28 protein-coding genes are annotated in these 24,146 nt (G+C 69.9%); 17 read left to right on the plus strand and 11 right to left on the minus strand.

Annotated elements, in window-relative coordinates; all coding sequences use genetic code 11:
- Window positions 1–187 precede the first annotated feature (187 nt).
- From KVY00_RS07965 to KVY00_RS07985, 5 genes are read right to left on the minus strand one after another with little or no spacing between them, the layout of a single operon-like run.
- A complete protein-coding gene (locus tag KVY00_RS07965) occupies window positions 188–1,678 on the minus strand; it encodes an aldehyde dehydrogenase family protein (protein ID WP_223042468.1) in 1,491 nt (496 codons plus the stop codon).
- Complete coding sequence (locus KVY00_RS07970) at window positions 1,675–3,066, minus strand: MFS transporter (RefSeq protein WP_223042469.1); 1,392 nt, start codon at window positions 3,064–3,066, stop codon at window positions 1,675–1,677. The genes KVY00_RS07965 and KVY00_RS07970 overlap by 4 nt, the downstream gene beginning before the upstream one ends.
- Window positions 3,067–3,116: 50 nt before the next feature.
- Window positions 3,117–4,265 carry a M20 family metallopeptidase gene (locus KVY00_RS07975; protein ID WP_223042470.1) on the minus strand — a complete coding sequence of 383 codons (1,149 nt, stop codon included), beginning with the start codon at window positions 4,263–4,265 and terminating at the stop codon, window positions 3,117–3,119.
- Window positions 4,258–4,938, minus strand: a complete 681-nt coding sequence (locus KVY00_RS07980) for a DUF1028 domain-containing protein (RefSeq protein WP_223042471.1) — start codon at window positions 4,936–4,938, stop codon at window positions 4,258–4,260. The genes KVY00_RS07975 and KVY00_RS07980 overlap by 8 nt, the downstream gene beginning before the upstream one ends.
- Window positions 4,935–5,366, minus strand: a complete 432-nt coding sequence (locus tag KVY00_RS07985) for a RidA family protein (protein WP_223042472.1) — start codon at window positions 5,364–5,366, stop codon at window positions 4,935–4,937. Before KVY00_RS07985 ends, KVY00_RS07980 begins: the two co-directional genes overlap by 4 nt.
- Before the next feature lie 165 nt (window positions 5,367–5,531).
- Here KVY00_RS07985 and KVY00_RS07990 point away from each other — a divergent pair, with 165 nt between their 5' ends.
- From KVY00_RS07990 to KVY00_RS08015, 6 genes are all read left to right on the plus strand, one after another.
- Window positions 5,532–6,473, plus strand: coding sequence for a LysR substrate-binding domain-containing protein (locus KVY00_RS07990; protein ID WP_223042473.1), 942 nt, complete (start codon window positions 5,532–5,534; stop codon window positions 6,471–6,473).
- Window positions 6,474–6,686: 213 nt separating this feature from the next.
- Window positions 6,687–8,003 carry a flavin-containing monooxygenase gene (locus tag KVY00_RS07995; protein ID WP_223042474.1) on the plus strand — a complete coding sequence of 439 codons (1,317 nt, stop codon included), beginning with the start codon at window positions 6,687–6,689 and terminating at the stop codon, window positions 8,001–8,003.
- A 345-nt stretch (window positions 8,004–8,348) separates the two neighbouring features.
- The gene (locus KVY00_RS08000) at window positions 8,349–9,050 is read left to right on the plus strand and encodes an acyl-CoA dehydrogenase (RefSeq protein ID WP_255572556.1); all 702 of its coding nucleotides are present in this window, start codon (window positions 8,349–8,351) and stop codon (window positions 9,048–9,050) included.
- Between the two features lie 29 nt (window positions 9,051–9,079).
- Window positions 9,080–9,736: a signal peptidase I gene (locus tag KVY00_RS08005; protein WP_223042475.1), complete on the plus strand. Its 657-nt coding sequence runs from the start codon at window positions 9,080–9,082 to the stop codon at window positions 9,734–9,736.
- The gene (locus KVY00_RS08010) at window positions 9,733–10,482 is read left to right on the plus strand and encodes a hypothetical protein (RefSeq protein WP_223042476.1); all 750 of its coding nucleotides are present in this window, start codon (window positions 9,733–9,735) and stop codon (window positions 10,480–10,482) included. The genes KVY00_RS08005 and KVY00_RS08010 overlap by 4 nt, the downstream gene beginning before the upstream one ends.
- Window positions 10,479–12,452, plus strand: coding sequence for a choice-of-anchor G family protein (locus tag KVY00_RS08015; protein ID WP_223042477.1), 1,974 nt, complete (start codon window positions 10,479–10,481; stop codon window positions 12,450–12,452). Before KVY00_RS08010 ends, KVY00_RS08015 begins: the two co-directional genes overlap by 4 nt.
- Before the next feature lie 38 nt (window positions 12,453–12,490).
- Here the strand turns inward: KVY00_RS08015 and KVY00_RS08020 are convergent, their stop codons facing one another.
- Complete coding sequence (locus KVY00_RS08020) at window positions 12,491–14,113, minus strand: bifunctional NAD(P)/FAD-dependent oxidoreductase/class I SAM-dependent methyltransferase (protein ID WP_223042478.1); 1,623 nt, start codon at window positions 14,111–14,113, stop codon at window positions 12,491–12,493.
- 67 nt (window positions 14,114–14,180) lie between these two features.
- Here KVY00_RS08020 and KVY00_RS08025 point away from each other — a divergent pair, with 67 nt between their 5' ends.
- From KVY00_RS08025 to KVY00_RS08060, 8 genes are all read left to right on the plus strand, one after another.
- Entirely contained in the window at window positions 14,181–14,738 is a 558-nt protein-coding gene (locus KVY00_RS08025) for a helix-turn-helix domain-containing protein (RefSeq protein ID WP_223042479.1), read from the plus strand.
- A 108-nt stretch (window positions 14,739–14,846) separates the two neighbouring features.
- Complete coding sequence (locus KVY00_RS08030; RefSeq protein ID WP_223042480.1) at window positions 14,847–15,485, plus strand: CueP family metal-binding protein; 639 nt, start codon at window positions 14,847–14,849, stop codon at window positions 15,483–15,485.
- Between the two features lie 208 nt (window positions 15,486–15,693).
- Window positions 15,694–15,975, plus strand: a complete 282-nt coding sequence (locus tag KVY00_RS08035; RefSeq protein ID WP_255572852.1) for a YetF domain-containing protein — start codon at window positions 15,694–15,696, stop codon at window positions 15,973–15,975.
- A 95-nt stretch (window positions 15,976–16,070) separates the two neighbouring features.
- Entirely contained in the window at window positions 16,071–16,472 is a 402-nt protein-coding gene (locus tag KVY00_RS08040; protein ID WP_223042482.1) for an arsenate reductase ArsC, read from the plus strand.
- A gap of 153 nt (window positions 16,473–16,625) precedes the next feature.
- Window positions 16,626–17,255, plus strand: coding sequence for a hypothetical protein (locus KVY00_RS08045; RefSeq protein WP_223042483.1), 630 nt, complete (start codon window positions 16,626–16,628; stop codon window positions 17,253–17,255).
- Between the two features lie 87 nt (window positions 17,256–17,342).
- Window positions 17,343–17,804: a hypothetical protein gene (locus KVY00_RS08050; protein WP_223042484.1), complete on the plus strand. Its 462-nt coding sequence runs from the start codon at window positions 17,343–17,345 to the stop codon at window positions 17,802–17,804.
- Between the two features lie 60 nt (window positions 17,805–17,864).
- Window positions 17,865–18,227, plus strand: coding sequence for an ArsR/SmtB family transcription factor (locus KVY00_RS08055; RefSeq protein ID WP_223042485.1), 363 nt, complete (start codon window positions 17,865–17,867; stop codon window positions 18,225–18,227).
- A complete protein-coding gene (locus tag KVY00_RS08060) occupies window positions 18,224–18,694 on the plus strand; it encodes an SRPBCC family protein (protein WP_223042486.1) in 471 nt (156 codons plus the stop codon). The genes KVY00_RS08055 and KVY00_RS08060 overlap by 4 nt, the downstream gene beginning before the upstream one ends.
- A 111-nt stretch (window positions 18,695–18,805) precedes the next feature.
- Here the strand turns inward: KVY00_RS08060 and KVY00_RS08065 are convergent, their stop codons facing one another.
- Window positions 18,806–19,309, minus strand: coding sequence for a VOC family protein (locus KVY00_RS08065; protein ID WP_223042487.1), 504 nt, complete (start codon window positions 19,307–19,309; stop codon window positions 18,806–18,808).
- 122 nt (window positions 19,310–19,431) lie between these two features.
- Here KVY00_RS08065 and KVY00_RS08070 point away from each other — a divergent pair, with 122 nt between their 5' ends.
- Window positions 19,432–20,235 carry a helix-turn-helix transcriptional regulator gene (locus KVY00_RS08070; protein WP_223042488.1) on the plus strand — a complete coding sequence of 268 codons (804 nt, stop codon included), beginning with the start codon at window positions 19,432–19,434 and terminating at the stop codon, window positions 20,233–20,235.
- 16 nt (window positions 20,236–20,251) lie between these two features.
- On the opposite strand, the gene KVY00_RS08075 is transcribed toward KVY00_RS08070, so the two are convergent.
- From KVY00_RS08075 to KVY00_RS08090, 4 genes are all read right to left on the minus strand, one after another.
- Window positions 20,252–20,554: a Dabb family protein gene (locus KVY00_RS08075; protein ID WP_223042489.1), complete on the minus strand. Its 303-nt coding sequence runs from the start codon at window positions 20,552–20,554 to the stop codon at window positions 20,252–20,254.
- Between the two features lie 115 nt (window positions 20,555–20,669).
- Window positions 20,670–20,960, minus strand: coding sequence for a glutaredoxin family protein (locus KVY00_RS08080; protein ID WP_223042490.1), 291 nt, complete (start codon window positions 20,958–20,960; stop codon window positions 20,670–20,672).
- A gap of 133 nt (window positions 20,961–21,093) precedes the next feature.
- The gene (locus KVY00_RS08085) at window positions 21,094–21,192 is read right to left on the minus strand and encodes a 30S ribosomal protein bS22 (protein WP_005504750.1); all 99 of its coding nucleotides are present in this window, start codon (window positions 21,190–21,192) and stop codon (window positions 21,094–21,096) included.
- Window positions 21,193–21,304: 112 nt separating this feature from the next.
- Window positions 21,305–21,787, minus strand: a complete 483-nt coding sequence (locus KVY00_RS08090; protein ID WP_223042491.1) for an ArsR/SmtB family transcription factor — start codon at window positions 21,785–21,787, stop codon at window positions 21,305–21,307.
- Between the two features lie 237 nt (window positions 21,788–22,024).
- On the opposite strand from KVY00_RS08090, the gene KVY00_RS08095 reads away from it, so the two are divergent.
- Together KVY00_RS08095 and KVY00_RS08100 are read left to right on the plus strand one after the other, a co-directional pair.
- Window positions 22,025–23,398 (plus strand): TrkH family potassium uptake protein, encoded by a 1,374-nt coding sequence (locus tag KVY00_RS08095; RefSeq protein WP_223045237.1) that lies wholly within the window; start codon window positions 22,025–22,027, stop codon window positions 23,396–23,398.
- On the plus strand, window positions 23,391–24,056 hold the full coding sequence (locus KVY00_RS08100; protein WP_223042492.1) for a potassium channel family protein: 666 nt from the start codon (window positions 23,391–23,393) through the stop codon (window positions 24,054–24,056). The genes KVY00_RS08095 and KVY00_RS08100 overlap by 8 nt, the downstream gene beginning before the upstream one ends.
- The last annotated feature ends 90 nt before the right edge of the window (window positions 24,057–24,146 follow it).

Below are 24,146 nucleotides of genomic sequence, written 5' to 3' on the forward strand. Positions count from 1 at the left end.
CTCAGTCGGCTCTGACCGGGCAACGGAGCCGTTGCCCACTCATCGTCACATCGTGACTTGTTTCAGTAAAATAGTTGTTGAGGAGAGCTTGCATCTTGCAAACAGATGCAAGCGACTGCGCCGGGCCGCCGGGCCGGGGCGGCCCCTCGCGCGGCCGGGCCGAAGCCGCCGCCCCGCCCCGGCGAGCTCAGCCCCACTGCATCCAGGTGGTCTTGTAGTCCGTGTAGTTCTCGAGCGCGTGCACCGACAGGTCGCGACCGAACCCCGACTGCTTGAACCCGCCGAACGGCGTGGTGAAGCCGAGCGCGTCGACGGTGTTCACCGACACGGTGCCCGCGACGAGGCGCTGCGAGACCCGGTGCGCACGCGCGAGGCTGCCCGTCCACAGCGAGGCCGCGAGGCCGTAGGGGGTCTCGTTGGCCCGGGCGATCGCCTCCTCCTCGGTGTCGAAGGGCGTCACCACGGCGACCGGCCCGAAGATCTCGCGGGTGTGCACCTCGTGGTCGTCGGGCACCCCCGTCACGATCGTCGGCTCGATGAAGGCCCGCGAGCCGTTGATCTCGGGGCGGGTGCCGCCCGCCACGATCGTACCGTCGCTCCGCGCGCTCTCGATCGCGGCCCAGACGGTGTCGGCGTGCGCCTCGGAGACGAGGGATCCCGTGCCGCTCGCGGGGTCGAGCGGGTCGCCGGGCGCGTACGCCTTCGCCGCCTCCGCGTAGAGCGTCAAGAACTCCTCGAAGACCGAGCGCTCGACGAAGATGCGGGAGTTCGCCGAGCAGACCTCGCCCTGGTTGTAGAAGCTGCCGAAGGCGGCCTTCTCGGCCGCGGCGCGCAGGTCGTCGCAGTCGGCGAAGATCAGGTTCGAGCTCTTGCCGCCGGCCTCGAGGGCGAGGCGCTTCATGTTCGACTGCCCCGCGTACTGCTGCAGCTGCTTGGCCACCTCGGTCGAGCCGGTGAAGGCGAGCATGTCGACGTCCCCGTGCACCCCGAGCGCGCGGCCGACCGTCGAGCCGCGGCCCGTCACCACGTTGAGCACCCCCGCCGGGATGCCCGCCTCGAGCGCCAGCTCGGCGAGCAGCAGCGTCGAGTGCGAGGCCTCGACCGGGGGCTTCACCACGACCGTGTTGCCGGCGGCGAGCGCGGGGGCGAGCTTCCAGGTGGCGATCTCGAGCGGGTAGTTCCAGGCGACGATCACGGCGACGACCCCCACCGGCTCGCGGGTGACGAGCGCCGTGGAGCCCGGCGGCGTGACGGGGATCAGGTCCTCCGTCTTCTCGATCGCCTCGCCGTAGAAGCGGAAGAGGGCTGCGGATCCCGGAGCGTCGATCGTCGCCGCTTCCCGCACGGGCTTGCCCATGTCGAGGGAGTCGTAGAGCGCGAACTCGTCGGCGCGCTCCTCGATGAGGCGCGCGAACTCGAGCAGGCGCTCGCGGCGGAAGCCGGCACCGGCGCGCGACCAGGATCCGGATTCGAAGGCCTCGCGGGCCGCGGCGACGGCCGTGTCGACGTCGGCCTCGTCGCAGGCGTGGATGCGGGAGAGGATCTCGCCCGTCGCCGGATTGGTCTTCTCGATGGTCCGCCCCGAGCGCGCCTCGACGCGCGCGCCGCCGATGACGGGGCGGCCGTCGAATTCGAGCGCCGCCGCCGCGGCCTTCCAGTCCTCGTAGCTGCGGGTCATGATCGGTTCTCCTGTCGGGGGTGCTGGGCGCGGGTGAGCGCCTCGGGGATGGTGACGGTCGCGGTCTCGAGGTCCTGCGCCTTGATGAGCGGAATCCCGCGGGTCTCGGGTATCGAGACCACGGTGGCGATCCCGACGAGTCCCACGACGCCTAGGAAGAAGCCGGGTACGAGCAGATTGCCCGTCGCGTCGAGGAGCCAGGTGAGCACGTAGGGCGCGGTGCCCGCGAACAGCGCGGCCGTGACGGCGTAGGCGATCGAGAGTCCCGTCTGCCGGGTGCGCGTCGGGAACAGCTCGACGACGGTGACCGCGTGCGTACCGAGCACGATCGCGAGGATCAGCGCGAGGCCGAGCGTCGACGTGAAGACCGCCCAGTCCTCGCCGATCGACATCAGCCAGAACAGCGGCACCGACAGCGCCGTGAGCGCGATCGCCGCGGCCATCAGCACGGGCTTGCGGCCGACCCGGTCGGAGGCGATGCCGGCGAGCGGCACGACGACGAGGCCGAGAGCCGAAGCGAGGGTCGAGAGCAGGGCGGCCCGACCGGGGTCGAAGCCGATGTAGATCTCCTGGTAGGTGAGCAGGTAGACCAGCACGACGTAGAAGGTCACGTTCATGAAGATCTCCATGCCGCTGGTCTGCAGGAACTCGCGCCAGTTGCGCTGGAAGACCTCCTTCACCGGGGCGTGGGAGACGGTCTCGAGCTCCTTCAGCTGCTCGAACTCGGGGGTGTCCTCGATCCTGCGCCGGATGTAGAGGCCGATGAAGCCGAGCGGCACCGTGATCAGGAACGGGATGCGCCACGCCCACGCCACGATCTCGTCGTGGCTGTAGACCTGGTTGAGCAGGAACACGACGAACGAGGCGAGCAGGAAGCCGAGCAGGCTGCCGAACTCGAGCCAGCTCACGCCGAAGCCCCGGCGCCGCGCCGGCGAGAACTCACCGAGGAACGCCGCGGCGCTGCCGAACTCGCCGCCGGCGGCGAGGCCCTGCACGATGCGGGTGGCGATGAGCAGGATCGGCGCCGCGAGACCGATGGCGTCGTATCCGGGCAGCAGCCCGAGCACGAGGGTGGCGAGCGCCATCGCGAGGATGACGAGCGACAGCGTCTGCTTGCGGCCCAGCCGGTCGCCGAGGCGCCCGAAGAGGATCGCCCCGAGGGGGCGCACGAGGAACGAGACCGCGAACACGGCGAAGGTGGCCAGCAGTCCGGCGGTCGCGTTCTCCTCGGGGAAGAACACGACGGCGAGGGTGCTCGCGAGGTAGGCGTACACGGCCCAGTCGAACCAGTGCACGAGCACGCCGATCGATCCCGCGACGACACTCTTGCGCAGGCTCTTCCGGTCGACGAGGTCGGCGAGTTCGCGTGGCTGTTCGGCAGTCGGCATTGACGGATTCCTTACGATGCGGGGTGAGATGGAGGGTCGGCGCGGCCGGATCAGGCCGGGGCCGTCCGGAGCAGCGCGACGTCGAGCGCCGTCCAGGCGAGCGCGGTCGCCCCGTCGCGGAGCGCCCGCTCCGCCGCCGGGCCGACGCAGGCCTCGGCGAAGGCGGGCTGGTGGTTGCTCGCCTCGCCGCCGACCCCGATGTAGGGGTGGATCGCCGCCACGACCTGCGAGACGTTGCCCATGTCGGTCGAGGCGCGGTTCATCGTGGCGGCGACGGGATCGACGTCGAAGTCGCGTCCGAGCGCGATCGCGTTGGCGCGGTAGAGCTCCTGCGCCTCGAGGTCGGTGCGCATCTCGGAGTAGCGGCTGCCCTCGGGCGTGACCGTCAGCTCGGCGCCGGTGGCGAGCGCGCCGGCCTCGAAGCACTTGAGCACGCGCCGCTCGAGCTCGAGCAGCTGCTCGGTGGTCTCGGCCCGTACGTACCAGCGTCCCTCGGTGCGCTCCGGGATCGCGTTGGGCGCCTCGCCGCCGCGGGTCTGCACGCCGTGGACGCGCACGCTGGGCGGCAGTTGCTGGCGCAGCAGCGCGATGGCGGTCTGCGCGATCACGAAGGCGTCGTTGGCGTTGACGCCGCGCTCGGGGTAGGCGGCGGCGTGGGCCGCGCGGCCGTCGTACCGGATGTGCCAGTGCGCCACCGCGAACGGCTCTGCCTCGGCCACGTCGACGGGCGCCGGGTGCGCCATGAGCGCGAAGTCGAGCTCGGCGAACGCGCCGCGGTCGAGCAGCTCGATCTTGCCGCCGTACCCCTCCTCGGCGGGGGTGCCGATCACCTCGACCGTGATGCCGAGCTCGTCGGCGACCTCGGCGAGCGCGATCGCGCCCCCGACGCTCATGGCGGAGATTAGGTTGTGGCCGCAGGCGTGCCCGAGCCCCGGCAGCGCGTCGTACTCGGCGAGGAAGCCGACGGTGAACCGGCCGCCGGGGTTGCGGACGGCGCGGAAGGCGGTGTCGAGGCCGAGATAGGGCTGCTCGACCGCGAAGCCGTGCCGCCCGAGCACGCCAGCGACGCGGGCGGAGGAGCGGAACTCCTGCCAGCCCAGCTCGGGGTCTCCGTGCAGCTCGTTCGACAGGCCGACCAGTTCGGCGTCGACCTCGGCCCGGCGCTCGGCGATCTGCCGCTTCAGCGCCTCGCTACTCATCGCCGGGCACCCCGTAGGAGGGGGCCGCGGACGGGTCGAGACCGCGGCTTACGTAGTCGTCGCGCTGCGGCAGCCACACCTCGAGCGCTCGGCCGAGCGCCTCGATCGGGTCCTCCTCGGCCCAGTCGACGCGGAGGTCGGTGATCCGCCAACCGGCCGATCCGACGACCGCGAGCCCCGCCGAGTGCACCGGTCCCTCCTCGCCGCCGGCGGCGACGGCGGCCCGCAGCGCGGCGTACAGCCGCTCCTCGATCCGGCCCGTCGCCGAGAGCGCGGTGTCGACGAGGGCGTCGAGCACGTCGAGGCTCGCCAGCATGTTGCCGCCGGCGACGGCGTTCTCGCGCGTCGCGGCGCCGAAGTTGCCCAGCGCGCGCTCGCCCGAGTAGACGGCGGCGCGGCCGGCGGCGTCGAGCACGAGCAGCTGGCGGTAGCCGATGGTCGCGGGATCGGCCGCCGCGACGACCGCGTCGATCGCCTCCTGCGCCGCGCGGCCCGCCCGGAGCTCCTCGATGAGTCGGGGACCGAGGCGCGGATCGGTGACGTTCTGGGAGTGGGCCCCGCCCACCCCGTCGGCGAGGTTGACGCAGCGCGCCGCGACGGCGGGCGACGACGACGAGATCGCCGATCCGAACTCGCCGGTCTCGGGGTCGCGGAGGAGGAGCGAGAAGGTCACGACTCGCTCCGCTCGCTGATCACGGCGGTCGCGTCGATCTCGACGAGCCACTCGGGGCGAGCGAGCGCCTGCACCACGATCCCGGTCGAGACGGGGTAGACGCCCTTCAGCCACTTCCCGACGGTGCGGTAGACGTCCTCGCGGTAGCGCGGGTCGATGATGTAGATGGTGACCTTGACGATGTCCTCGAGCCGGCTTCCCGCCTCATCGAGCAGCATCTTGATGTTGGCCATGGCCTGCTCGGTCTGCGCGGCGACGTCCCCGATCCCGACCGACTCCCGCGTCTCGAGGTCCTGACCGATCTGCCCGCGCAGGTAGACGACGCCGTTCGCGACGACGGCCTGGCAGAGGTCGTTGTCGAGGTTCTGCTCGGGGTAGGTGTCCTTGGTGTTGAACTTCCTCAGTCGGAGGTGCGTCGGCTCGGTCACGATAGATCTCTCCTCATCGAGTGCGGGAACGCGCGGCGTGCGCCTTCTGCACCATTGTTCGGCGGCGCGTCCGCATCTGTAAAATAGACAAAAACAAACACCACAATCGTCGAAACAGATTCACCGGCGGTCGGGCGGGCGCCCGGCCGCGGAAACGGAACCGGCATGGCCCAGCGCTTCGCGATCACGCTCACCCAGCTCACCTACTTCGCCGAGTGCGCGAAGAGGCTCAACATGACGGTCGCCAGCCAGGAGCTCCACGTCGCGCAGTCGGCCATCTCGACGGCGATCTCCCACCTCGAGCGCACGCTCGGCACCTCGCTCTTCATCCGCCAGCACGCGAAGGGCCTCGTCCTCACCCGCACGGGCGAGCAGCTGCTGCAGGACACGCACCGCATCTTCGGCATGCTCTCGGACAGCATCGACTCGATCCGCGCCGACGGGGGCGAGGTGCGCGGATCCGTCACGGTCGCGTGCTTCAAGACGCTCGCACCGTTCCTCCTGCCGCTGCTGATCGGCCGCCTGCAGGAGCGACACCCCGAGCTCTCGGTCGAGTTCATCGAGGGCGACCACGAGGAGACCCTGACCTCCCTGCGCAGCGGGCGCGCCGAGATCGCCGTCAACTACCGCCTCAGCGACCCGGAGGGCATCAGCAGCGAGCACGTCGGCGATGTGCCGCCCCACGTCGTCCTGAGCACCGACCATCCTCTCGCGGGACGCCGCACCATCGCCCTCGCCGAGCTCGCCGACGAGCCCCTCGTACTGCTCGACCTCCCCGACAGCCGCGGCTACTTCCTCGACATCCTGCGCAGCGCGGGCATCGCGCCCCGGCTCAAGTACCGCGCCTCGAGCTACGAGACGGTCCGATCGATGGTGGCGATGGGGCTCGGCTACTCGATCCTCAACCAGCGCCCGCGCATCTCGGGCAGCTACACCGGCGCCGAGCTGGCCGCCATCGAGATCAGCGACGACGTGCCGGCGCTCGAGATGGTGATCTCGTCGCTCGCGCAGGTGAACCGCTCGGCTCGCGCCCACGCCGTCGCCTCCGCCGTGCACGAGATCATCGCCGAGCAGCCGGGCCTCTCCCGCGCACCGCGCCACGACTAGTCATGCCCTATTCAGATTCGAACCACCCACTGAATCTCGATTTCAGATAGATAACAGCGCGAAGCACTATTGGCGCTCCGAGCGCTCCATGAGCTTTGCTGGTCATACCCCGGCCGGGCCGCACGGCCGCCGCCCGTCGCAGTCGACGGATCGGCGAGACCGCACCCGCACCCGCGCCCTGGGAGCCCCATCAGAGCGGAGTGGAGAGAGTCTATGTCGAGCCCAGCACCCGAGACCACCGAGGTTCTCGTCGTCGGCGGCGGCCAGGCCGGCGTCGCGATGAGCGAGCACCTGACCGCCCGCGGGATCCCGCACGTCGTGCTCGAGCGGCACCGCATCGCCGAGCGCTGGCGCTCGGAGCGCTGGGACTCGCTCGTCGCCAACGGCCCCGCGTGGCACGACCGCTTCCCCGGCCTCGAGTTCGACGACCTCGACCCTGATGAGTTCGCGCCAAAGGAGCGCGTGGCCGCCTACTTCGAGGCCTACGCCGAGAAGTTCGGCCTCCCCATCCGCACCGGCGTCGAGGTGACCTCCGTGCGCCGCGATCCGCAGCGGCCGGGCTTCTTCCGCGCCGAGACGAGCGCCGGCCCCGTCGAGGCGCGCTACGTCGTCGCGGCGACGGGCGCCTTCCAGCTCCCGTCCATCCCGCCCATCGTGCCGCCGGACGCGGGCATCGAGCAGCTCCACTCGAGCCAGTACCGCAACCCGGAGCAGCTGCCCGAGGGCGGCGTGCTCGTGGTCGGCGCCGGCTCCTCGGGGGTCCAGATCGCCGACGAGCTGCGCCAGTCGGGGCGCGAGGTCTTCCTCGCGGTCGGCCCGCACGACCGCCCCCCGCAGCGCTATCGCGGGCGCAGCTTCGTGTGGTGGCTCGGCACCCTGGGCCTGTGGGAGAAGACGACCCCCGCCGCCGGCGCCGAGCACGTCACCATCGCGGTGAGCGGCGCGCACGGCGGTCACACCATCGACTTCCGCAACCTCGCGGCCGACGGCATCACCCTCGTGGGCCGGGCCAACGCCTACGACGACGGCGTGATGCGCTTCGGCGACGACCTCGCCGCGAACATCCGCCGGGGCGACGAGAACTACCTCTCTGTGCTCGACCATGCCGACGCCTACGTCGCCCGCACCGGGATCGACCTCCCCGAGGAGCCCGAGGCGCGCGAGCTCGGCCCCGAGCCCGCCTGCGTCACCGACCCGATCCTCGAGCTGAACCTCGCCGAGGCGGGCATCACCTCGATCATCTGGGCCACCGGCTTCCGCTCCGACTACTCGTGGCTGCAGGTCGACGCGCTCGACGAGCAGGGTCGCCCGAAGCAGGTGCGCGGCGTCTCGGCCGAACCCGGCGTCTACTTCCTCGGCCTGCCCTGGCAGTCCCACCGCGGTTCGACGTTCATCTGGGGCGTGTGGCACGACGCGAAGTTCATCGCCGACAAGATCGAGATCCAGCGCAGCTACCTCGCCTACGAGGGAGACGGCACCCCGAAGGCGGGGCTGCCGGCGCGGCCGACGGCCCGACTCACGGCGGCCTAGGCGCGGCGGCCCAGGTACAGCGGCCCAGACACCGTGCCCGTCATCGCGGCGGATGCGGTCCTCCAGTAGTCCGTGCTCTCCACTCCGGAGAGCACGGACTACTGCGTTTCGGTTGTTGCCTACTGAATTTCGAAGCGTCCTTCACTGAACTCTGTCCCCACACCCCCCGATAACGAGAAGAGCGCTTTTGGTCAGGAGTTTTTCTCCTGTTATCGTGTGCTCACCGTGGACTAACCGACGAGTGTTTCTCAGCGGTCACGGAGGTCACAGGGGGATGCCGAGCAGGGGGCGATCGTGCTCACGCATACACGGTCGAACCCGCGGATTCAGGGGAAAGGGACGACATTGTCCAAGCAGCACACTTCATCGCGGAAGACCCGCAAGATCGCCGCCATCGCCGCGGGAGCCCTCGTGGTCGGCCTCGGCGCCACCTACACGCTCGCGACCTGGAACGACTCCGAGTGGGTCTGGGGCGGCGCCGACGGCGGGCCGGGCATCGGCACCGAGCGCTTCGACGTCGAGCAGTTCACCGAGGGCGCCTGGCACGACGACGAGACGAACCCGGGTGGCGCGCTCGATTTCACGACGGCCGCGCTCGCCCTCACTCCCGGGGACACGGTGTACGCACCGATGTCGCTGCGCACGAAGACCAACTCCATCGGCGGTTCCGTCGAGCTCCAGGGCGCGGTCGCAGCAGCCGGCGTCGCCGTCGAGGACGCCGGCAACGAGCTCTGGGACGCGGTCGCGCTCTCGGTGTATACCTCGGCCGACGCGACCGCACCGAGCTGCTCCGCAGCGGCGGTCACGGCCGGCGATTGGACCGCGGTGCCCGGCATCGGCTCCTCCCCGCTCGGCACCGGTGCGACGCCGGGCACGGGCGCGCAGACCCTTGCCGCGGCGACGACCACCGATCCGGGTGCGCCGCAGCACTACTGCTTCGTGATCGCGCTCCCCGATGATGCGCAGCAGGTCGCCGAGTCCGCGGGGGTCGACCTCCAGGGCCGCACGATCGCACCGGCCTGGGAGTTCGCGGCAGAGTCCGACTGAGCTTCGACCGCGCTCCCAGTCCCCCGCTCATGATCCGCAGGATCGCCGGAGGCGCCGTCACGACCCTCGTGGTCGTGGCGGCGCTCGGCCTTGCCTGCTGGTTCGTGCTTGCGGCGACGACCGGGGCGACGCTCATCACCTTCCGGACCGGTTCGATGAGCCCGACCATGCCGCAGGGCGCGGTCGCGGTGACCGTGCCGGCGCAGGCCTCCGAGCTCGAGGTCGGTGATGTCGTCACGGTGCGCAGGGCCGGCGAGTCCATGCCGGTCACGCATCGCATCGTCGAGATCGGCCCGGTGCAGCCGCAGGCCGAGAACGCGGCCGACATCAGGGCGTCCGCGCCCGGATCCGGCCCACCCGATCTCGACAGCCCCGCAGCGCGCCAGATCGTCATGCAGGGCGATGACAACGACACCCCCGACCAACTGCCCTACGCCCTCACCGATGCGCGCAGGGTGGTGTTCGCGGTTCCGCACCTCGGCACCGCGCTCATGATGGTGCAGACCCCGATCGCGATGGGGGCGCTCGTGCTGCTGGTCGGCGCGCTCGTCGTCTGGGCGTTCTGGCCGCGGGCTACGGGGGAAGACGCTGCAGAGACGAACGCCGAAGACGGCGCCGATCATCGCCCCCGCCACGCCGAGCCCCGCCACGCCGAACCCCGCCACGCCGAGGGGGTGCTGCGATGAGCGCCCGCGCGGTCTCCGGAGCCCTCGCCCTCGTGTTCGCAGCGGTGACGTGCGCCGGCATCGGGTTCACCGCCGCCCGCGCTTCGGCGGTGTTCCACGAGCTCTCCGAGACCGGCCGCCCGGGCTACCTCACGCTCGCGCTCGACTCGCAGTCCGCGCTCCGCGCCGAACTCGAACCCGGTCAGTCGATGCGCTGGCTGGTGCAGGCCTCGCTGCGCGACGCCGACGCGGGCACCCTCGCCGTCGAGCTGCGCGCCGACGGCGACCTGGTCGCCGCGTCCGGCATGACGGCAGAGGTCGAGGCCTGCTCGGGATCCTTCGATCTCTCGGCCGCGCCGGCTCGGTGCGGCGGATCCCGCACCACCGTGTTGCCCGCTACCCCGCTCGCGCGGGTCGCGCAGGAGGGGGCGCTGTACGAACTCGCGGAGCTGCGCAGCGGCGAGCCGCGAGAGGTGCTGGTGACGCTCGGGATCCCCTCGACCACCTCCGCGGCAGCGGTCGAGGGGCGCACAGCGAACGTCGGGCTCGGGGTGCACTCGGCGGGCGGCGACGCCTCCGTCACCCCGGTGCCGCCCGCCGAGCGCCCCCCGCTCCCCGTGACCGGCTCCGATGCTCTCGCACTCGGCCTGCTCGCCGCCGGGCTCGCCGGGCTCGGTGCGGCCGCCGCGCTGCGCGGGCGCGCCCGATCCCGCGCCGTTTCCCGCACGTCGACCGCGGACGCATCGCTCCCGGGAGACCCCCGATGAAGTGGTGGGGATCTCGTCGCGGCAGGCACTCCGCCGCTTCGCACTCGCGAACGGGCGGAGCGAAGCGCGGGCTGATTCCGGGTGACGCCCTGAGGCGGCGCGGGATCGGCGCCACCGCCGCCGCGGTGCTGGTGTCGAGCGCGCTCGTCACCCAGGGCGGGATCACCACCGACGCGAGCTGGAACGACACGGAGTGGGCGCACGCACCCGCGGTCGGCACTTCGGAGTGCGGGCCGGACGGTGCCGGTTTCCTCAACCGGGCCGAGGGGCGCGCGCTCAGCGGCAACCTGCTCGGCGTGAATCTCGACACGCTGGCCGAGGCCGAGGGCGTGCAGGTCACCAATGACGGCAGCACCGCGACCGCGACCGCCGGCCAACCGGTGACGGGCATCGACTCGGCGTTCGCCGATCCGCTCACGGTGAACGCGCTCTCGGCGATCCAGCTCCCCCTCACCGGGTTGCTCGAGCTGCCGGCCGACAACAGCACGGGGGTCGTCGGCCAGTTCGGTCAGGCTCGGAGCACCGGTGAGGCTCTCGGCGCCAGCGGCTACGTCGACAACTCCGGCGGCATCGACCTCGCCGACGATCAGACGGGTGAGTACCCGGGGCTCGCGACGCTGCGCCTCTCGAACCTGTTGAACTCGCCGCTGCTCGGAGACATCGGCCTCGGCGATACCCTCTCGGGCGTCTCCGACCTCGAGCTCGAGGTCGGAGCGGTGGCCGGCCAGGCGAGCTTCGACACCTGCGCAGAAGCATGGGGCGAGGGCACCGCCGTCGCCCAGCGCTCGGTCGCGGCGTCGGCCGCGGAAGACATCGTTGCCGGGCTCGACCGGAGATACCTCACGGCGTCGGCCGACCTCACATTCTCCTCACCCACGGTCGGAGCGCTCTCCGGGGAGCTGAACAACCTGTTGGGCGGGCTCGAAGGCACCGTGAACGGCCTCCTCGGCACGCAGGGGGTGAAGACCGGCATCGAGTCGGGTGTCGCGAATCTGCTCAATGCGGTGCTCGACAACCCCCTCCTCACACTGGGCGCTATCCGCCTCAACACGCTCACCGCCAATATCGACCTGGCACCGGTGCGTGCGCTCATCGACACGGAGTTCTCGGATAGCGGTGGAGTACTCACGATCGACGCGACCGCAGGGACCGTCTCCGTCGACACGAGCGCGCTGCTGCAACAGGCCTACCCCGACCGCTTCGGTGACGGTCTCAACGGCCTCCCTCCGAACACGAATCTGCTCGCCGATGAGGCGATCCTGAACGCTCTGACTCAGAGCCTGACCGGGGCGCTCACCGAGTGGTTGAGCCATGTCGAGAGTCAGCTGGTCGCCGCCGTCGACGGGATCCGGATCACCTCGACGCTGTCGATCGACCTCCGCGCGCGCCTTCTCGCGATCACCCCGTTCATCGACGTCGGGCACATCGCGGTCTCCATCGACGGAACGCTCGCCGAGCTGCGCGCCAACAAACCCGGCACCGTGAGCACGGAGGTGAAGCTGCTCAGCGGTCTGCTCGGTGCGCTGACGGATCTCCTCACCAAGGGACTCCTCAAACCGGTGCTCGACCTGCTGCTGAACACCCTGCTCACCGGCGTGGGCGGAGTCGTGAGCGGCGTCGTCGACGGCGTCCTTCCGGCCGTGACCGGCCTTCCCGCAAAGCTGACGATGGTGACGGCCCCGTTGATCTCACTGGTCTCCCGGCTCTACAACGGGCTGTTCCTCTCGAATATCGTCTCGATCACGGTGAACGCGCAGAACGCCCCGGCAACGGGCGGTCCCCCGCCTCCCGACTGGGCGCCGGGCCAGCCGACGGCACCGCCAGAGGGTCAGTACGAGGTCGCGGCGCTGCGCATCGGGGTGCTCGACGGACTCGGCCCCAACGGGGTGCGCCTCTATCTCGGGCGCGCATCGGTCGGTCCCGGTTGCTCGCCGGCCGAAGCCGCGGCGGGCGGGTGCGCGGGGTACTGAGCGCATCCCGCCCATGACTCACCGCTTGGGCCTGGGCACTACCCGAGGCGGCGGGCGACCACGACGGTGTCGTCGAGCATGGCCTCGACTCCGTCGGGTCCGGTGCCCGGGCGCCGGCGCACATCCGCTTTCACCTCCCAGTGCTCGGGGTCGAGCCGCAATAGCACCAGCTCGCTCTCCGGGCTCGGGAACTCGCAGTGATGCCCCTGCGCCCACGGCGGCGGGGCTGCGTGCGAGATCACCACGAGCCGGCCGCCCACCGCAACCCGCTCGGCTGCGGCGCGCAGGATCCGCTCCCGCGGCAGCTCCACGGGCGACTGCAGAAAACTCGCTGTCACGAGGTCGAAGCGCCGCTCGGAGCCGTCGATCCGCTCGGGATCACGGGCCCACTCACCGAGATCCGCGGCGATGAACCGTGCATGCGGGATCCCACTGTCCTCCGCCGACCGCACCGCCCGGGCGATCGCGGTCTCGGAGAGGTCGATCCCGACCGCCTTCCAACCCCGCTCCGCGAGCCAGATCACGTCGCCGCCCTCCCCGCAGCCGAGATCGAGGGATCGGCCCGTCGGAAGCGAATCGACGACGTCCGCGAGCGTTCGATTGACCCGCCCCGACCAGATCCGGCCCGCGTCGGCACCCGCGTAGCGCCGCTCCCAGAAAAGGGCCGGATCCTCGCCCGGCTTCGGCGTATGCGCAGCCGGGCCGTGGACGGCGAGCGCGAAGTCCTCCTCCACGAGCGCCGCGTTCGCGGCCGCCCCGGCGAGCGTGCCACTGCCCATCGCGATGGGCACCGTCGCCGCCGGATTCACGACGTTGCCCGCGGCCCAGATGCGCGGGTGGCTCGTGCGCCCCGTGGCGTCGACAGCGATGAACGACCCCATCGGCGTCTCCGAGCGATCGAGCTCGAGCCCCTGCAAGAAGCCGTCGTGCGGCACGAGCGCGCCCGCGGTGAAGATCGCGTCCGCCTCGATCTCCTCGCGCAGCGTGCGTACTGCGGAGATCCGTGATCCGTCGCCCACGATCTCGGTGACCGGATCGTCGATGAGCCGCACACCTCGCGCCCCGAACTCGCGTCGGGTCTCGTCGCTCAGCTCGCCGAGGCCCGCGGTGAAGACCGTCAGATCCTCGGTCCACTGCCTGAGCAGCCTCGCCTGATGCATCCCCAGCGGTGACGTGGTCACCACCGCCAGGCGCCGGCCCCGCACCTCCCATCCGTGGCAGTAGGGACAGTGCAGCACGGTGCTCCCCCAGCGATCCGCGAGTCCGGCGATCGGCGGCAGCTCGTCGGTGATGCCCGTCGCGATGACCAGAGCGCGCGCGTCGAGCGTTTCACCGCCGTCGAGCACGATGCGCACGGGATTCGGCGATCCCGAACCCGTCTCCGACTCTTCGGGTTCGAGCACGTCTCGTACCGATCCGCGGCGGAACTCCACGCCGTAGCGCTCGGCCTCGGTGCGGCCGCGAGCGAGCAGCTCGGCCGGTGGTGTGCCGTCGAGCCCGAGCACGTTGTGCATGTGCGAGGCGAACCGGTTGCGTGGGCTGCCCGAGTCGATCACGAGAGTGCGGCGCAGGGAGCGCCCGAGGGCCTGAGCCGCACTGAGTCCGGCGGCGCCGCCGCCGATCACGATGGCGTCCCAGCGGTGAGAAGCGGTATGAGTCATGGGACCATGTTCGTCCCGTTATGCGATACTTGCAATACAGTTTGCAAAAATAGCAAGGAGTTGCGCCATGGACGAACTTCGGCAGCTCGGGGCACGACTGCGCTCGGCCCGGCAGGAACGGGGCTGGACGCTCGACGACCTCGCGGAGCGCGCCGGCATGTCGGCGAGCACGCTCTCCCGACTCGAATCGGGCAAGCGCCAAGCGAGCCTCGAGCTGCTGCTGCCGCTGACCAGGCAGCTCGGGATCCGCATCGATGATCTCCTCGAGCCCCGTAATCGCGACCCGCGCGTGCACCGCGACACGATCCGCCGCGAGGGCATGACCATCGCGCCGCTCACCCGCGAAGAATCAGAGGTGCGCGCGTTCAAGATCACCTACCACCCGCACGCCCTCGAGTGCGCCCCGCAGACGCACGACGGGCACGAGTGGCTCTACGTGATGTCGGGGAGACTGCGGCTCACCCTCGGGGAGCAGGAGCTCGTGCTCTCACGAGGCGAGGCGGCGGAGTTCGACACGACCACCCCGCACCGCATGCGCGCAGCCGGGAATCGACCAGCCGAGGTGATCAGCATCTTCAACACGGTGGGCGAGCGCCTGCATCTGCGCTCGTGGGATGCGGAGTAGGGGTGCCGCGAGCACACGCTCCGACCCTTCCGAGCAGACCGGCGGCGGTCAGCGACGGCCGGTAAGCTGCTGCGCAGACTCGCGTTCCGACCCCGAGGAGCAACGCCCTTGCGCACCATCGCACGCCCCCTCTCCGCCGCCCTCGCGACGCTCAGCGCGATCGCGCTGCTTACCGCCTGCACACAGGTCGGCACGGCGGCGCCGGGGAGGCCGGGGAGCGACGTCACGAGCTCTGGAGGTTCCGGAAGCTCCGGATCCGAGGCCTCCGCATCCTGGCTCGAAGAATACGACCTCGACGGGCTCGACGCACGCGAGATCATCGAGCGCCTCGACACGATGCCCGTCGCCGAGCGCCCCGCGGGGCTCATCGCTTCGGTTCAGCCCGACACCCTCCTCCTCACGGACACCGCCGAGAACGAGACGGTATTCGAGATGCCCGAAGACGAGTTCTACGTCTCCTTCGCTCCCTACGTCGACCAGACCCACGACTGCTACTTCCACAGCCTGACCACCTGCCTGGGCGAGCTCAGCGGCGAAGACATCGAGATCACCGTCACCGACGAGGCCGACGGCAGCGTGATCCTCGATGAGAGCCGGCAGACCTACGACAACGGTTTCGCGGGCGTCTGGCTCCCCCGCGGCATCGACGCCACGCTCACCGTCGAGCGAGACGGCCGGACCGCGACCGCGCAGCTCTCGACGGGCGGCGAGGATCCCACCTGCCTCACCACCCTCGAGCTCGCCTGACCAGGGGGCATCGACTTAGCTGCCGAACAGCCCCAGGCCCTCACGGCCGACGCCGGCCTCTGCATCGCCGGATATCGAGTCGGCCTGGAAGCGTCGAGTCGGCCTAGAATTCGCGCGAATCTCGGCCCTGCTCGATGAAAAGAGGCCGTCTCGGCGAGAAGAGGCCATCTTCGGCGCGATCGAACGCACCTGGGCCTCGCGCAAGCTCATCAGCGCCCAGCCCACGCTCGTGTTCGCGCACGGTCGGTCGATCGAGGCCGCCTGCCGCAGAACGCACACCTCCCAGGCCGACCTGCACTCGTCGATGCGCCGCGCCGGGATCGGCCACCCATCCAAGGTGCAGTGCATCATCCTCGAGCCGCACGGCGACTACTCCGTGATCCGAACCGGAGCCCCGCTCGATCCCGAGCTCTTCGCCCACATCGCCGGAGCAGACGAGCACCTGTTCGGTTCGGGCGCGGAGCCCACGGGGTCAACCGGGGCGAGATGAACAATCGGTGACAGGTCTCCCAATCCGCGATGAGCCCGAGTTCCGGGCCCGTAAGCTCGATGCCACGCTCACTCGATCGACGAAAGAAGCCCCCGATGACCAGACCCTCCGTACTGTTCGTGTGCGTTCACAACGCCGGGCGCTCTCAGATGGCGGCCGGGTACCTCCGGCAGCTCGCGGGCGACCGCATCGAGGTCCGCTCGGCGGGTTCCGTGCCGGCGGACCGGATCAATCCCGTCGCCGTCGAGGTCATGCTCGAGGAGGGCATCGACATCACGACCGAGCAGCCCAAAGTGCTCACGCCGGAGGCGGTGCAGGCCTCGGACGTCGTCATCACGATGGGGTGCGGCGACGCGTGTCCCTTCTTCCCGGGTAAACGCTACGAGGATTGGAAGCTCGACGACCCCGCGGGGCAGGGCGTCGAAACGGTGCGGTTGATCCGCGACCAGATCAAGAGCCGGGTCGAAGCTCTGATCGCGGAGCTCTCGCCGCAGTGATCGGGGTCGCTGCGGCGAGAGGGCTCACCCGCGCCCGCGCCCCAGCGCTCCGCGTGATCGAGATGACACCTACGGCCTTCGTCAGCACCGGCGAAGGGCCGGAAGCGTCATCTCGATGACGAAAGCCTCGTAGCCCTCGCCTAGGCTGAGGGCATGTTCTTCGAGCCGGACACACTGCTCGCCGGCCCGCGCGGTCGCAGGCTGTGCTTCGAGGTCGCGATGGCGGCGGTCGAGCGCATGATCGAGGCGGATGCGCGCGAGCAATGGCGCGCGAGCACCGTTCGCCACGCCGCCCGTCAGGCTGATCCCGACAGGCCGGTCGCCCGCGCGTACTTCGGCTGGGGCGCTCGCGAGATGCCCCGGCCGCGCCGGGAGAGCAGCACCGGTTCACCGGCGGACGCGTTGACCGGAATACCGCTGGCCCGGCTCGGCGACGCCGACCTGCTGGCAGCGCTGACGATGACGGTGAGTCGCGCTGCCTACTGGCAACCGCCGGACGGTGAAGACATGCTCGCGGCGGACCCCGAGCTGCGCGGGCCCCTGTTGCGCGCCGCCGGGGCCATCGTCGCATCGCCCGCCGTAGCCTGGTGGCTCGACGCCTTCGGCGATGCAGGATCGGGGCCACCGCGGCAGTGGGCCGTGGGCTGGGAGGACGAGGCGCATCACGGTACCGGACCCGTGCAGCGTCCCGTCTCCGGAGTCCTGCGGGAGTGGGGCGAGCACGTGCGCGCCTGCGAGGAGCGGTCGCGCCGGGAGCGGCCACTCGATCCGGCGGCGAACTGAAGCGGGGAGTGGTGGTCGGTCCCTCCGTACGATCTCGCCACTTCGACCCGCGAGCTGGACGGATTCGGGCCTGTCGGCCTGTACCTGGTGGAGGACGATTTCGGGTGGGATCGCGCAGTCGCGCGCCCGGTGGGGATTCCTCCGGGGCTCGAGATCGCTGTCATCCGCACGGCTGACGACTGGGCCGATCTCTGCCGGGAGTTCCCGCTCGCCGTGACCGCGGAGAAGCGGCAGGACTGGTACCGCACGACCGGCCGCGCCGGGGAATGGGTGATGCCCGACTGGGAGCAGGTCGCCGGGCACTACGACGGCGTGCATCTGACGACGCACGCCTACCTCACCGCGGCAGGGCGCGCGATCGACCTCGGCGATCCTTCGGCCCCGGATCCCGCCCACAACCCACGGGCGAGCGTGATCGCCGGCTGGAATCCGGACCAGACGTTCTGGCTCACGGATCGAGTGCGCGTCTGGGATGAGCCCGCGGTCTGGGAGCAGCAGGAACCGGATGCCGGATCGGGGCTCTTCAGGTGGCGCCAGAAGGAGAGCTGACTCTCTGGCGCTCGGTGTTGTGGCTTAATAAAGTTATTCCTTAATTAAGAAAGAGTTGAAATGCCTGCATCGGACCCCCTGAGCCTCGTATTCGCGGCACTCGCCGACCCGACACGGCGCGAGATCGTCTCGCGGCTCGCTCAGGGCCCGGCGACCGTCGGCGAGGTGGCCGAGCCGTTCGCGGTCAGCGCTCCCGCGATCTCTCAGCACCTGAAAGTGCTGGAGCGCGCGGGGCTGGTCACCCGCACGACCCAGGCTCAGTGGCGGACCCTCACGATGCGGGCCGAGCCCCTCGACCAGGCTTCCGCCTGGGTGGAGCGGCAACGCCGCGAATGGAACCTGCGCCTCGACGCCCTCGAGGAGCACCTGCAGACCATGAAGACCCGTCCGAGCACCGACAACAGACAAGAAACAGCATCATGAACACGACCGACACCTCAACCGCGCAGGCCCCTCAGTTCTCGATCACCCGCGTTTTCGACGCCCCGCCCGAACTCGTATGGCGCGCCTGGACCGAGGAAGCCGAACTCGCGCACTGGCTGCACCCCTTCGGGGTCTCCACCGACCGCGTCTCCTTCGACGTCCGCGTCGGCGGCCGCTACCGGTACACGATGACCAATGACGAGACCGGCGAGGAGTACCCGACCGGAGGCGAGTACCTCGAGGTAGAGCCCTTCGAACGACTGGTCTTCACCTGGGGCGAGCCCGACGCCGCCGTCGCCACCGCTCCGGTCATCACACTGACCCTCACCCCGCAGGGAGAGCGCACCGAACTCGTCTTCCACCTGCGCGGCATCGAGGGCAAGCCCAGCGACGGCTTCGTCTACGACGGCTGGGACGAGGCCCTCACCAACTTCGGCCGCCATCTCGCCGGAGAAGAGCTGGGCTGAGGTCTACGGGCCAGTAGGCCCGGCGCAGAATTTGCTGAACGCTCCGCGTTCAGATCTGAAAATTCCCGACCCTGTGGGGCCAGCGCGATCCTTGGTTGAACGCTGCCGCGTTCAACCTTCAAAGGATCCCGCCCATTCCCTCACGCGGGCGGCGCTCTCCTCCTCCGACAGATCCTCGACGCGCGTCATCACCGACCAGCGCACACCGAACGGATCGCGGATGCTCGCGAAGCGGTCACCCGAGACGAAGTCGCTCGGCGCCTCGCGCACCACGGCACCGGCCGCGACCGCGCGTTCCACGACCGCGTCCACGTCGGGCACGTACAGACCCATCGAGTAGCAGTCGTCCTCGCCCTCCGGCGCGGCGACGAGGTGATAGTCCGACACCGGCTCACCGAGTTGCAGGTGCCCCTTGCCGAAGTCGAGCTCGGCGTGCGCCACCACCCCGCCCATCTCGGTCACGTCGACGACCCGGGCGCCGAAGACATCGCGGTAGAACTCGATCGCCTCGCCCGCCCTCGGGATCGCGAGGAAGGGAGTGAGACTGGTCGAGCCGTGGGGCATTCCGTCCGTCGTGTGCGCGCCGTTCGCGGCGCGGCTCTCATGTGCGTTCATGCCCTCAGCGTAGGATCGTGCCTCGCGAACGGCTTGCAGATTCGCGCCAGATCGCGCCGGTTCGCGGCCGGGTCGCGGGGACGGGCTGACGCGCCGGAGCGGTCGGAAGGGCGGGCACAGGAATGGTCGACGAGGAACGGCGCGGTGTGCTCTACCCGCACCGCCTGCCCGAGTTCCATCGGATGCCACCGCGCCGCGAACTGGAGCACGCGGTGCGCTGGTTCTGGATCCCCGAGTGGGATCTCGCCGACGGTGAGGAGTCCCGGCAAGAGCTGCTGCCCTTTCCCGTCTGCAATCTGGTCGTGGAGCCCGCAGCGGTGACCGCGGTCGGTCCGGCGACGCGGCGCTCAGAGCGAGTGCTGACGGGGCGCGGCTGGGCGGTGGGAGCGCTGCTCAGACCCGCTGCGGTGCCGTCGTTGGCGCCGGATCCCGCGACGATCCGCGACGCCACTCGCATCGTCGAAGCTCCGCGCTTGCTCGCCGAGGTGAACCGAGCGATGGAGGATCCCGAGTCTTCCGGCGCCGCACGCCGCGAGCGGGCTGTCTCGTTGCTCTCGGAGTGGATCCGGGAGCGAATTCCCGCACCGAGCACACCGGGTGACGGCGCACTCGCGAATCGACTGGCGGAGGAACTCGGGGATCCCGCGCTGACGCGCGTCGACCAGCTTCCGGATCGTCTGCACGTCTCGGTCCGCACCCTGCAGCGCGTCGCCGATCGCTTCTTCGGCCTCTCGCTGCACTCGATGATCCGGCGGCGGCGCATCCAGGAGGGCGCTGAGCGCCTGCGAGAGCAGCCCGAACTCACCATCGCCGCACTCGCGAACGAACTCGGCTACGCGGATCACGCGCACTTCACAACCGATTTCAGGCGCTTGCTCGGTGTCACCCCGAGCGAGTACCGCGCGAGAGCGGGAACGCGACCGTGAAGCCGCCTCCGATCACTCAGACCGTGAAATCGGTCGCGGCGCGCGCCGAGGTCACCGTCTTCATGTAGTCGACGACCGGCAGATGCTCGGGGTGCTGCGCGTACGCGGCCAGGCCTTCGGCGTCGTCGAAGTCGGCGATGAGGGTCAGGTCGTAGTTGGCGCCGTCGAACAGCTCATTCCGGTGCAGGGTGAGGGCGCGCACCGAGGCGACGCGCTCCCGCAGCGGTTCGATGAGGTCGACGGCTCGGGCTGCCTGGGCGTCGCGCTCGTCACGGGTCTCGCCGGCGAACTTCCAGCTCACGATGTGGCGCAGGGTCATGGGGTTCCTTCGGGTTGAACGGGCCGGCAGGGGAGTCGACTGAGATCCTGCGACTGCACGCAGGACGCCGGGTGCGAGCGGGATGGCGAGAACACTGCGCTGCGCTGCGTCCTGCTCACTTACGCGAGAACAGCCGCGGTCGACGCGAAGCCTTCTCCACTGCGGCGCTGAACCGGTCGGGATCGACGCGCCAGATCGCGTGGCGGCGGCCGTTGATCAACACCACCGGGATGTTCTCGGAGTGGAGCCTGGCGAGCTGCTGGTCCTGCAAGATGTCGAGCTCCCGGAGGGAGGTGGCGATCCCGCGCTCCGCCAGCTCACCGCGTACAGCGGCGATCACCTCGCGAGCATCGTCGCAGAGGTGGCAACCGGGTTTGCCGATGAGGGTGAGCTCGACGTTCGTCACGATCGATCATTCTACGAGGCCGCGCACGCGGAACCGCGCGTCAGCGAAAAGACGGAAGGGCACCGGGCGCAGCCCGGTGCCCTCCGTACCTCGCGCTCCTGCGCGGCCAAGGGAACGGCAGCGCAGGGGGCGATTACTTCTTGTTGCGGCGCTGGTGGCGCGTCTTGCGAAGCAGCTTGCGGTGCTTCTTCTTGGACATGCGCTTGCGGCGCTTCTTAATTACTGAACCCACGGTTACCTCACAACGTCTCTCGGGCCGAAGGTATCGCGGCCCACAAAACACTTATATTACTCTGTCAGGCCGATGAGCGCGAAACGACCGGCGACCCCGTCGCCCGACAGCCCTACGAACGGAGCTTGAAGCGTGCCACCAGCTCCTTGACCCGATGCTCGGCTCGGGCCGCGGCGCGACCGATCCGCTCGGCCGCCGCGGCGGTCTCCTCCGAGAGCACCTCGCTCTCGTCGAGGGGGTCGCCGAACGGGTCGTCCCCGTCGGGGCCGGGCACCCGATCCCCGTCCTCGGAGAGATACTCGACCGTCACCTCGGTGTCGAAACCGGCCGAGAGGAACGGGATCACGAAGTCCTCGACCATCTCGAGCGGCTCGGGATCGAGCGCATAGAAGCGATGCTGTCCCTCCTCGCGCACGGTCACCAGCTCGGCCTCGCGCAGCACCTTCAGGTGCTTCGACACCGTCGGCTGACTGATCTCCAACTGGGCGACGATTTCGGAGACGCTCATCTCGGCGTCCTGCTGGTGTCGCTCGAGCAGCACACGAAGAATATCGCGCCGGGTCGCGTCGGCGATGACTCCGAAAATATCTGGCATAGCCTCAAGGTTAGTCGGCCAGGGCGTTTCTCGCCCGCCCGTGCCGAGCCGGAGCTCGTCTACCCCGTGCCGGAACGGCCCGGCGTGTGTAGCATGACTGCTATTGAAAGCGGTCCGGCGCATCGTCCGGCGCCGCGGGTCCCAGGGAACGAAGCAGGGAAAGAAGGAGTCGTGAGGGCACGCGCCTTGAGCCGTCGGGCTGCCGCCCCGCTCCCGCAGAAATCCTGGATCAACGCGATGATCCACTCCTCGCCCGCCCGCTTCGCGCTGATGGTCTTCACCAGCCTCATCCTGCTCTGGACGGCCCTGCTCTCGTTGCCGATCGCGAGCAACTCGCGCACGATGACCCCGCTCGCCGACGCGCTCTTCACCGCCGTCTCGGCGATCTGCGTCACGGGGCTCTCGACAGTCGACATGGCATCGAACTGGTCGCTGTTCGGCGAGTTGGTGATCCTCGCCGGCCTGCAGATCGGGGGCATCGGCGTGCTCACCCTCGCGAGCATCCTCGGCCTCACCGTCACCCGCCGCCTCGGCCTGCGGCAGCGACTGCTCGCCGCAGGCGACACCAACCCGATGCGCATGGGCCGCGACGTATCCGAGAGCCAGGCCGTCGGTCTCGGCGAGATCGGCGGCCTGCTGGTCGCGGTGGCGGCGAGCCTCGTGGTGATCGAGGCCGCCCTCACCATACTCATCACACCGCGGCTGATGGTCGCCGGATACGACTTCTGGCACGCCCTCTGGAACGGCTTCTACCTCGCCGCATCCGCCTTCACCAATACCGGCTTCGTACCGCTGCCCGGGGGGCTCGCCCCCTTCGACACCGATGTCTACCTGCTGACCGTGCTCGCCATCGGCGTGTTCCTGGGCGCGATCGGCTTCCCCGTCATCTTCGCGCTCTACCGCTACGTGACGGGCGGCGGCTGGCGCGCGCACAAGCGCCTCGGCCTGCACGCCAAGCTCACCCTCACCACCACCCTCATCTTCGTGATCGTGGGCTGGGTCGCCATCGGCGGGCTCGAGTTCGCGAACCCCGACACGCTGGGCGGTCACGGGTTCTGGGAGACGCTGCTCAGCTCCGGCTATATGTCGGTGATGACGCGCTCGGGCGGCCTCGGCATCATCGACCCGGTCGATATGAACGGATCGACGCTGCTGGCCATGGACATGCTGATGTTCGTGGGCGGGGGATCGGCGTCGACCGCCGGCGGCATCAAGGTCACCACGCTCGCCGTGCTGTTCCTCGCCGCTTACGCCGAGGCTCGCGGGTACCGCGACATCCAGGTCTTCGACCGCCGCATCCCCGACGAGGTGCTGCGCGTGTCGGTGTCGATCCTCATCTGGGGGGCGACGATCATCCTCGTTTCGACGGTCGCGCTGCTGCATTTCACCGGCCGCCCGCTCGACATCGTGCTCTTCGAGGTGATCTCGGCGTTCGGCACCTGCGGGCTATCGACCGGCTTGTCGAGCGAGATCTCGGATCCCGGCAAATACATTCTCGCGGCCACCATGTGGGCCGGCCGCGTGGGAACGGTGACGCTTGCCGCGGCCGTTGCGGCGTCGAGCCGTTCCCGCCTGTTCAAACTCCCCGAGGAAAGGCCGATCGTTGGTTGATATTCGCAGTGACGCCCCGGTGATCGTGATCGGCCTCGGCCGGTTCGGCGCCGCGACCGCAGGACAGCTCGACCGACAGGACCGCGAGGTGCTGGTCGTCGACACCGATCCCCAGCTCGTGCAGAAGTGGGCGGATCGTGTGACCCACGCCGTGCAGGCCGATGCCCGCTCCATGGAAGCGCTGCGCCAGATCGGCGCCGACGAGTTCCAGATCGCGGTCGTCGCCACCGGCGCATCGATCGAGGCGAGCGTGCTGATCGCCGCGAACCTCGTTGATCTCGGCATCCCCCAGATCTGGGCGAAGGCGATCTCGCTCTCGCACGGCAAGATCCTCGAGCGGATCGGCGTGAACCACGTCATCTATCCCGAGCGGGAGGCCGGCGAGCGCGTCGCACACCTGCTGAGCGGCAGCATGCTCGACTTCATCCAGTTCGACAACAACTACGTGATCGCGAAGATGTACCCGCCCCGCTCGATCCGCGGTCGCTCGCTCTCCGAGAGCGGGGTGCGCACCCGCTACCGCGTCACGGTGGTCGGTGTGAAGACTCCGGGTCAGCCGTTCACCCACGCGACTCAGGACACGGTGGTGTCGCCGCACGACCTCATCATCGTGAGCGGTACGGCCGCCGATGTGGAGCGCTTCGCGACGATCGGTTGAGGTTCGCGTCCCGAGTCGCCGAGGCGCGGAACAGGAGTCGCGACATGCTGCCTCGCAGCGCACTCGCGCTACACGAGACCGCGTGTCGCG

The sequence above is a fragment of the Leucobacter tenebrionis genome (genome assembly GCF_019884725.1).
Lineage (GTDB): Bacteria > Actinomycetota > Actinomycetes > Actinomycetales > Microbacteriaceae > Leucobacter > Leucobacter tenebrionis.

What these genes read in the sequence shown, in the direction of transcription:
- KVY00_RS07990 (WP_223042473.1), top strand. Translation starts at nt 5,532, where the DNA reads ATGGCCCAGCGCTTCGCGATCACGCTCACCCAGCTCACCTACTTCGCC.
- KVY00_RS08060 (WP_223042486.1), top strand. Translation starts at nt 18,224, where the DNA reads ATGAACACGACCGACACCTCAACCGCGCAGGCCCCTCAGTTCTCGATC.
- KVY00_RS08090 (WP_223042491.1), bottom strand. Translation starts at nt 21,787, where the DNA reads ATGCCAGATATTTTCGGAGTCATCGCCGACGCGACCCGGCGCGATATT.
- KVY00_RS08095 (WP_223045237.1), top strand. Translation starts at nt 22,025, where the DNA reads ATGATCCACTCCTCGCCCGCCCGCTTCGCGCTGATGGTCTTCACCAGC.
- KVY00_RS08065 (WP_223042487.1), bottom strand. Translation starts at nt 19,309, where the DNA reads ATGAACGCACATGAGAGCCGCGCCGCGAACGGCGCGCACACGACGGAC.
- KVY00_RS08075 (WP_223042489.1), bottom strand. Translation starts at nt 20,554, where the DNA reads ATGACCCTGCGCCACATCGTGAGCTGGAAGTTCGCCGGCGAGACCCGT.
- KVY00_RS07995 (WP_223042474.1), top strand. Translation starts at nt 6,687, where the DNA reads ATGTCGAGCCCAGCACCCGAGACCACCGAGGTTCTCGTCGTCGGCGGC.
- KVY00_RS08040 (WP_223042482.1), top strand. Translation starts at nt 16,071, where the DNA reads ATGACCAGACCCTCCGTACTGTTCGTGTGCGTTCACAACGCCGGGCGC.
- KVY00_RS08045 (WP_223042483.1), top strand. Translation starts at nt 16,626, where the DNA reads ATGTTCTTCGAGCCGGACACACTGCTCGCCGGCCCGCGCGGTCGCAGG.
- KVY00_RS08020 (WP_223042478.1), bottom strand. Translation starts at nt 14,113, where the DNA reads ATGACTCATACCGCTTCTCACCGCTGGGACGCCATCGTGATCGGCGGC.
- KVY00_RS08055 (WP_223042485.1), top strand. Translation starts at nt 17,865, where the DNA reads ATGCCTGCATCGGACCCCCTGAGCCTCGTATTCGCGGCACTCGCCGAC.
- KVY00_RS07975 (WP_223042470.1), bottom strand. Translation starts at nt 4,265, where the DNA reads ATGAGTAGCGAGGCGCTGAAGCGGCAGATCGCCGAGCGCCGGGCCGAG.
- KVY00_RS08015 (WP_223042477.1), top strand. Translation starts at nt 10,479, where the DNA reads ATGAAGTGGTGGGGATCTCGTCGCGGCAGGCACTCCGCCGCTTCGCAC.
- KVY00_RS08025 (WP_223042479.1), top strand. Translation starts at nt 14,181, where the DNA reads ATGGACGAACTTCGGCAGCTCGGGGCACGACTGCGCTCGGCCCGGCAG.
- KVY00_RS08010 (WP_223042476.1), top strand. Translation starts at nt 9,733, where the DNA reads ATGAGCGCCCGCGCGGTCTCCGGAGCCCTCGCCCTCGTGTTCGCAGCG.
- KVY00_RS07965 (WP_223042468.1), bottom strand. Translation starts at nt 1,678, where the DNA reads ATGACCCGCAGCTACGAGGACTGGAAGGCCGCGGCGGCGGCGCTCGAA.
- KVY00_RS08005 (WP_223042475.1), top strand. Translation starts at nt 9,080, where the DNA reads ATGATCCGCAGGATCGCCGGAGGCGCCGTCACGACCCTCGTGGTCGTG.
- KVY00_RS08070 (WP_223042488.1), top strand. Translation starts at nt 19,432, where the DNA reads ATGGTCGACGAGGAACGGCGCGGTGTGCTCTACCCGCACCGCCTGCCC.
- KVY00_RS07970 (WP_223042469.1), bottom strand. Translation starts at nt 3,066, where the DNA reads ATGCCGACTGCCGAACAGCCACGCGAACTCGCCGACCTCGTCGACCGG.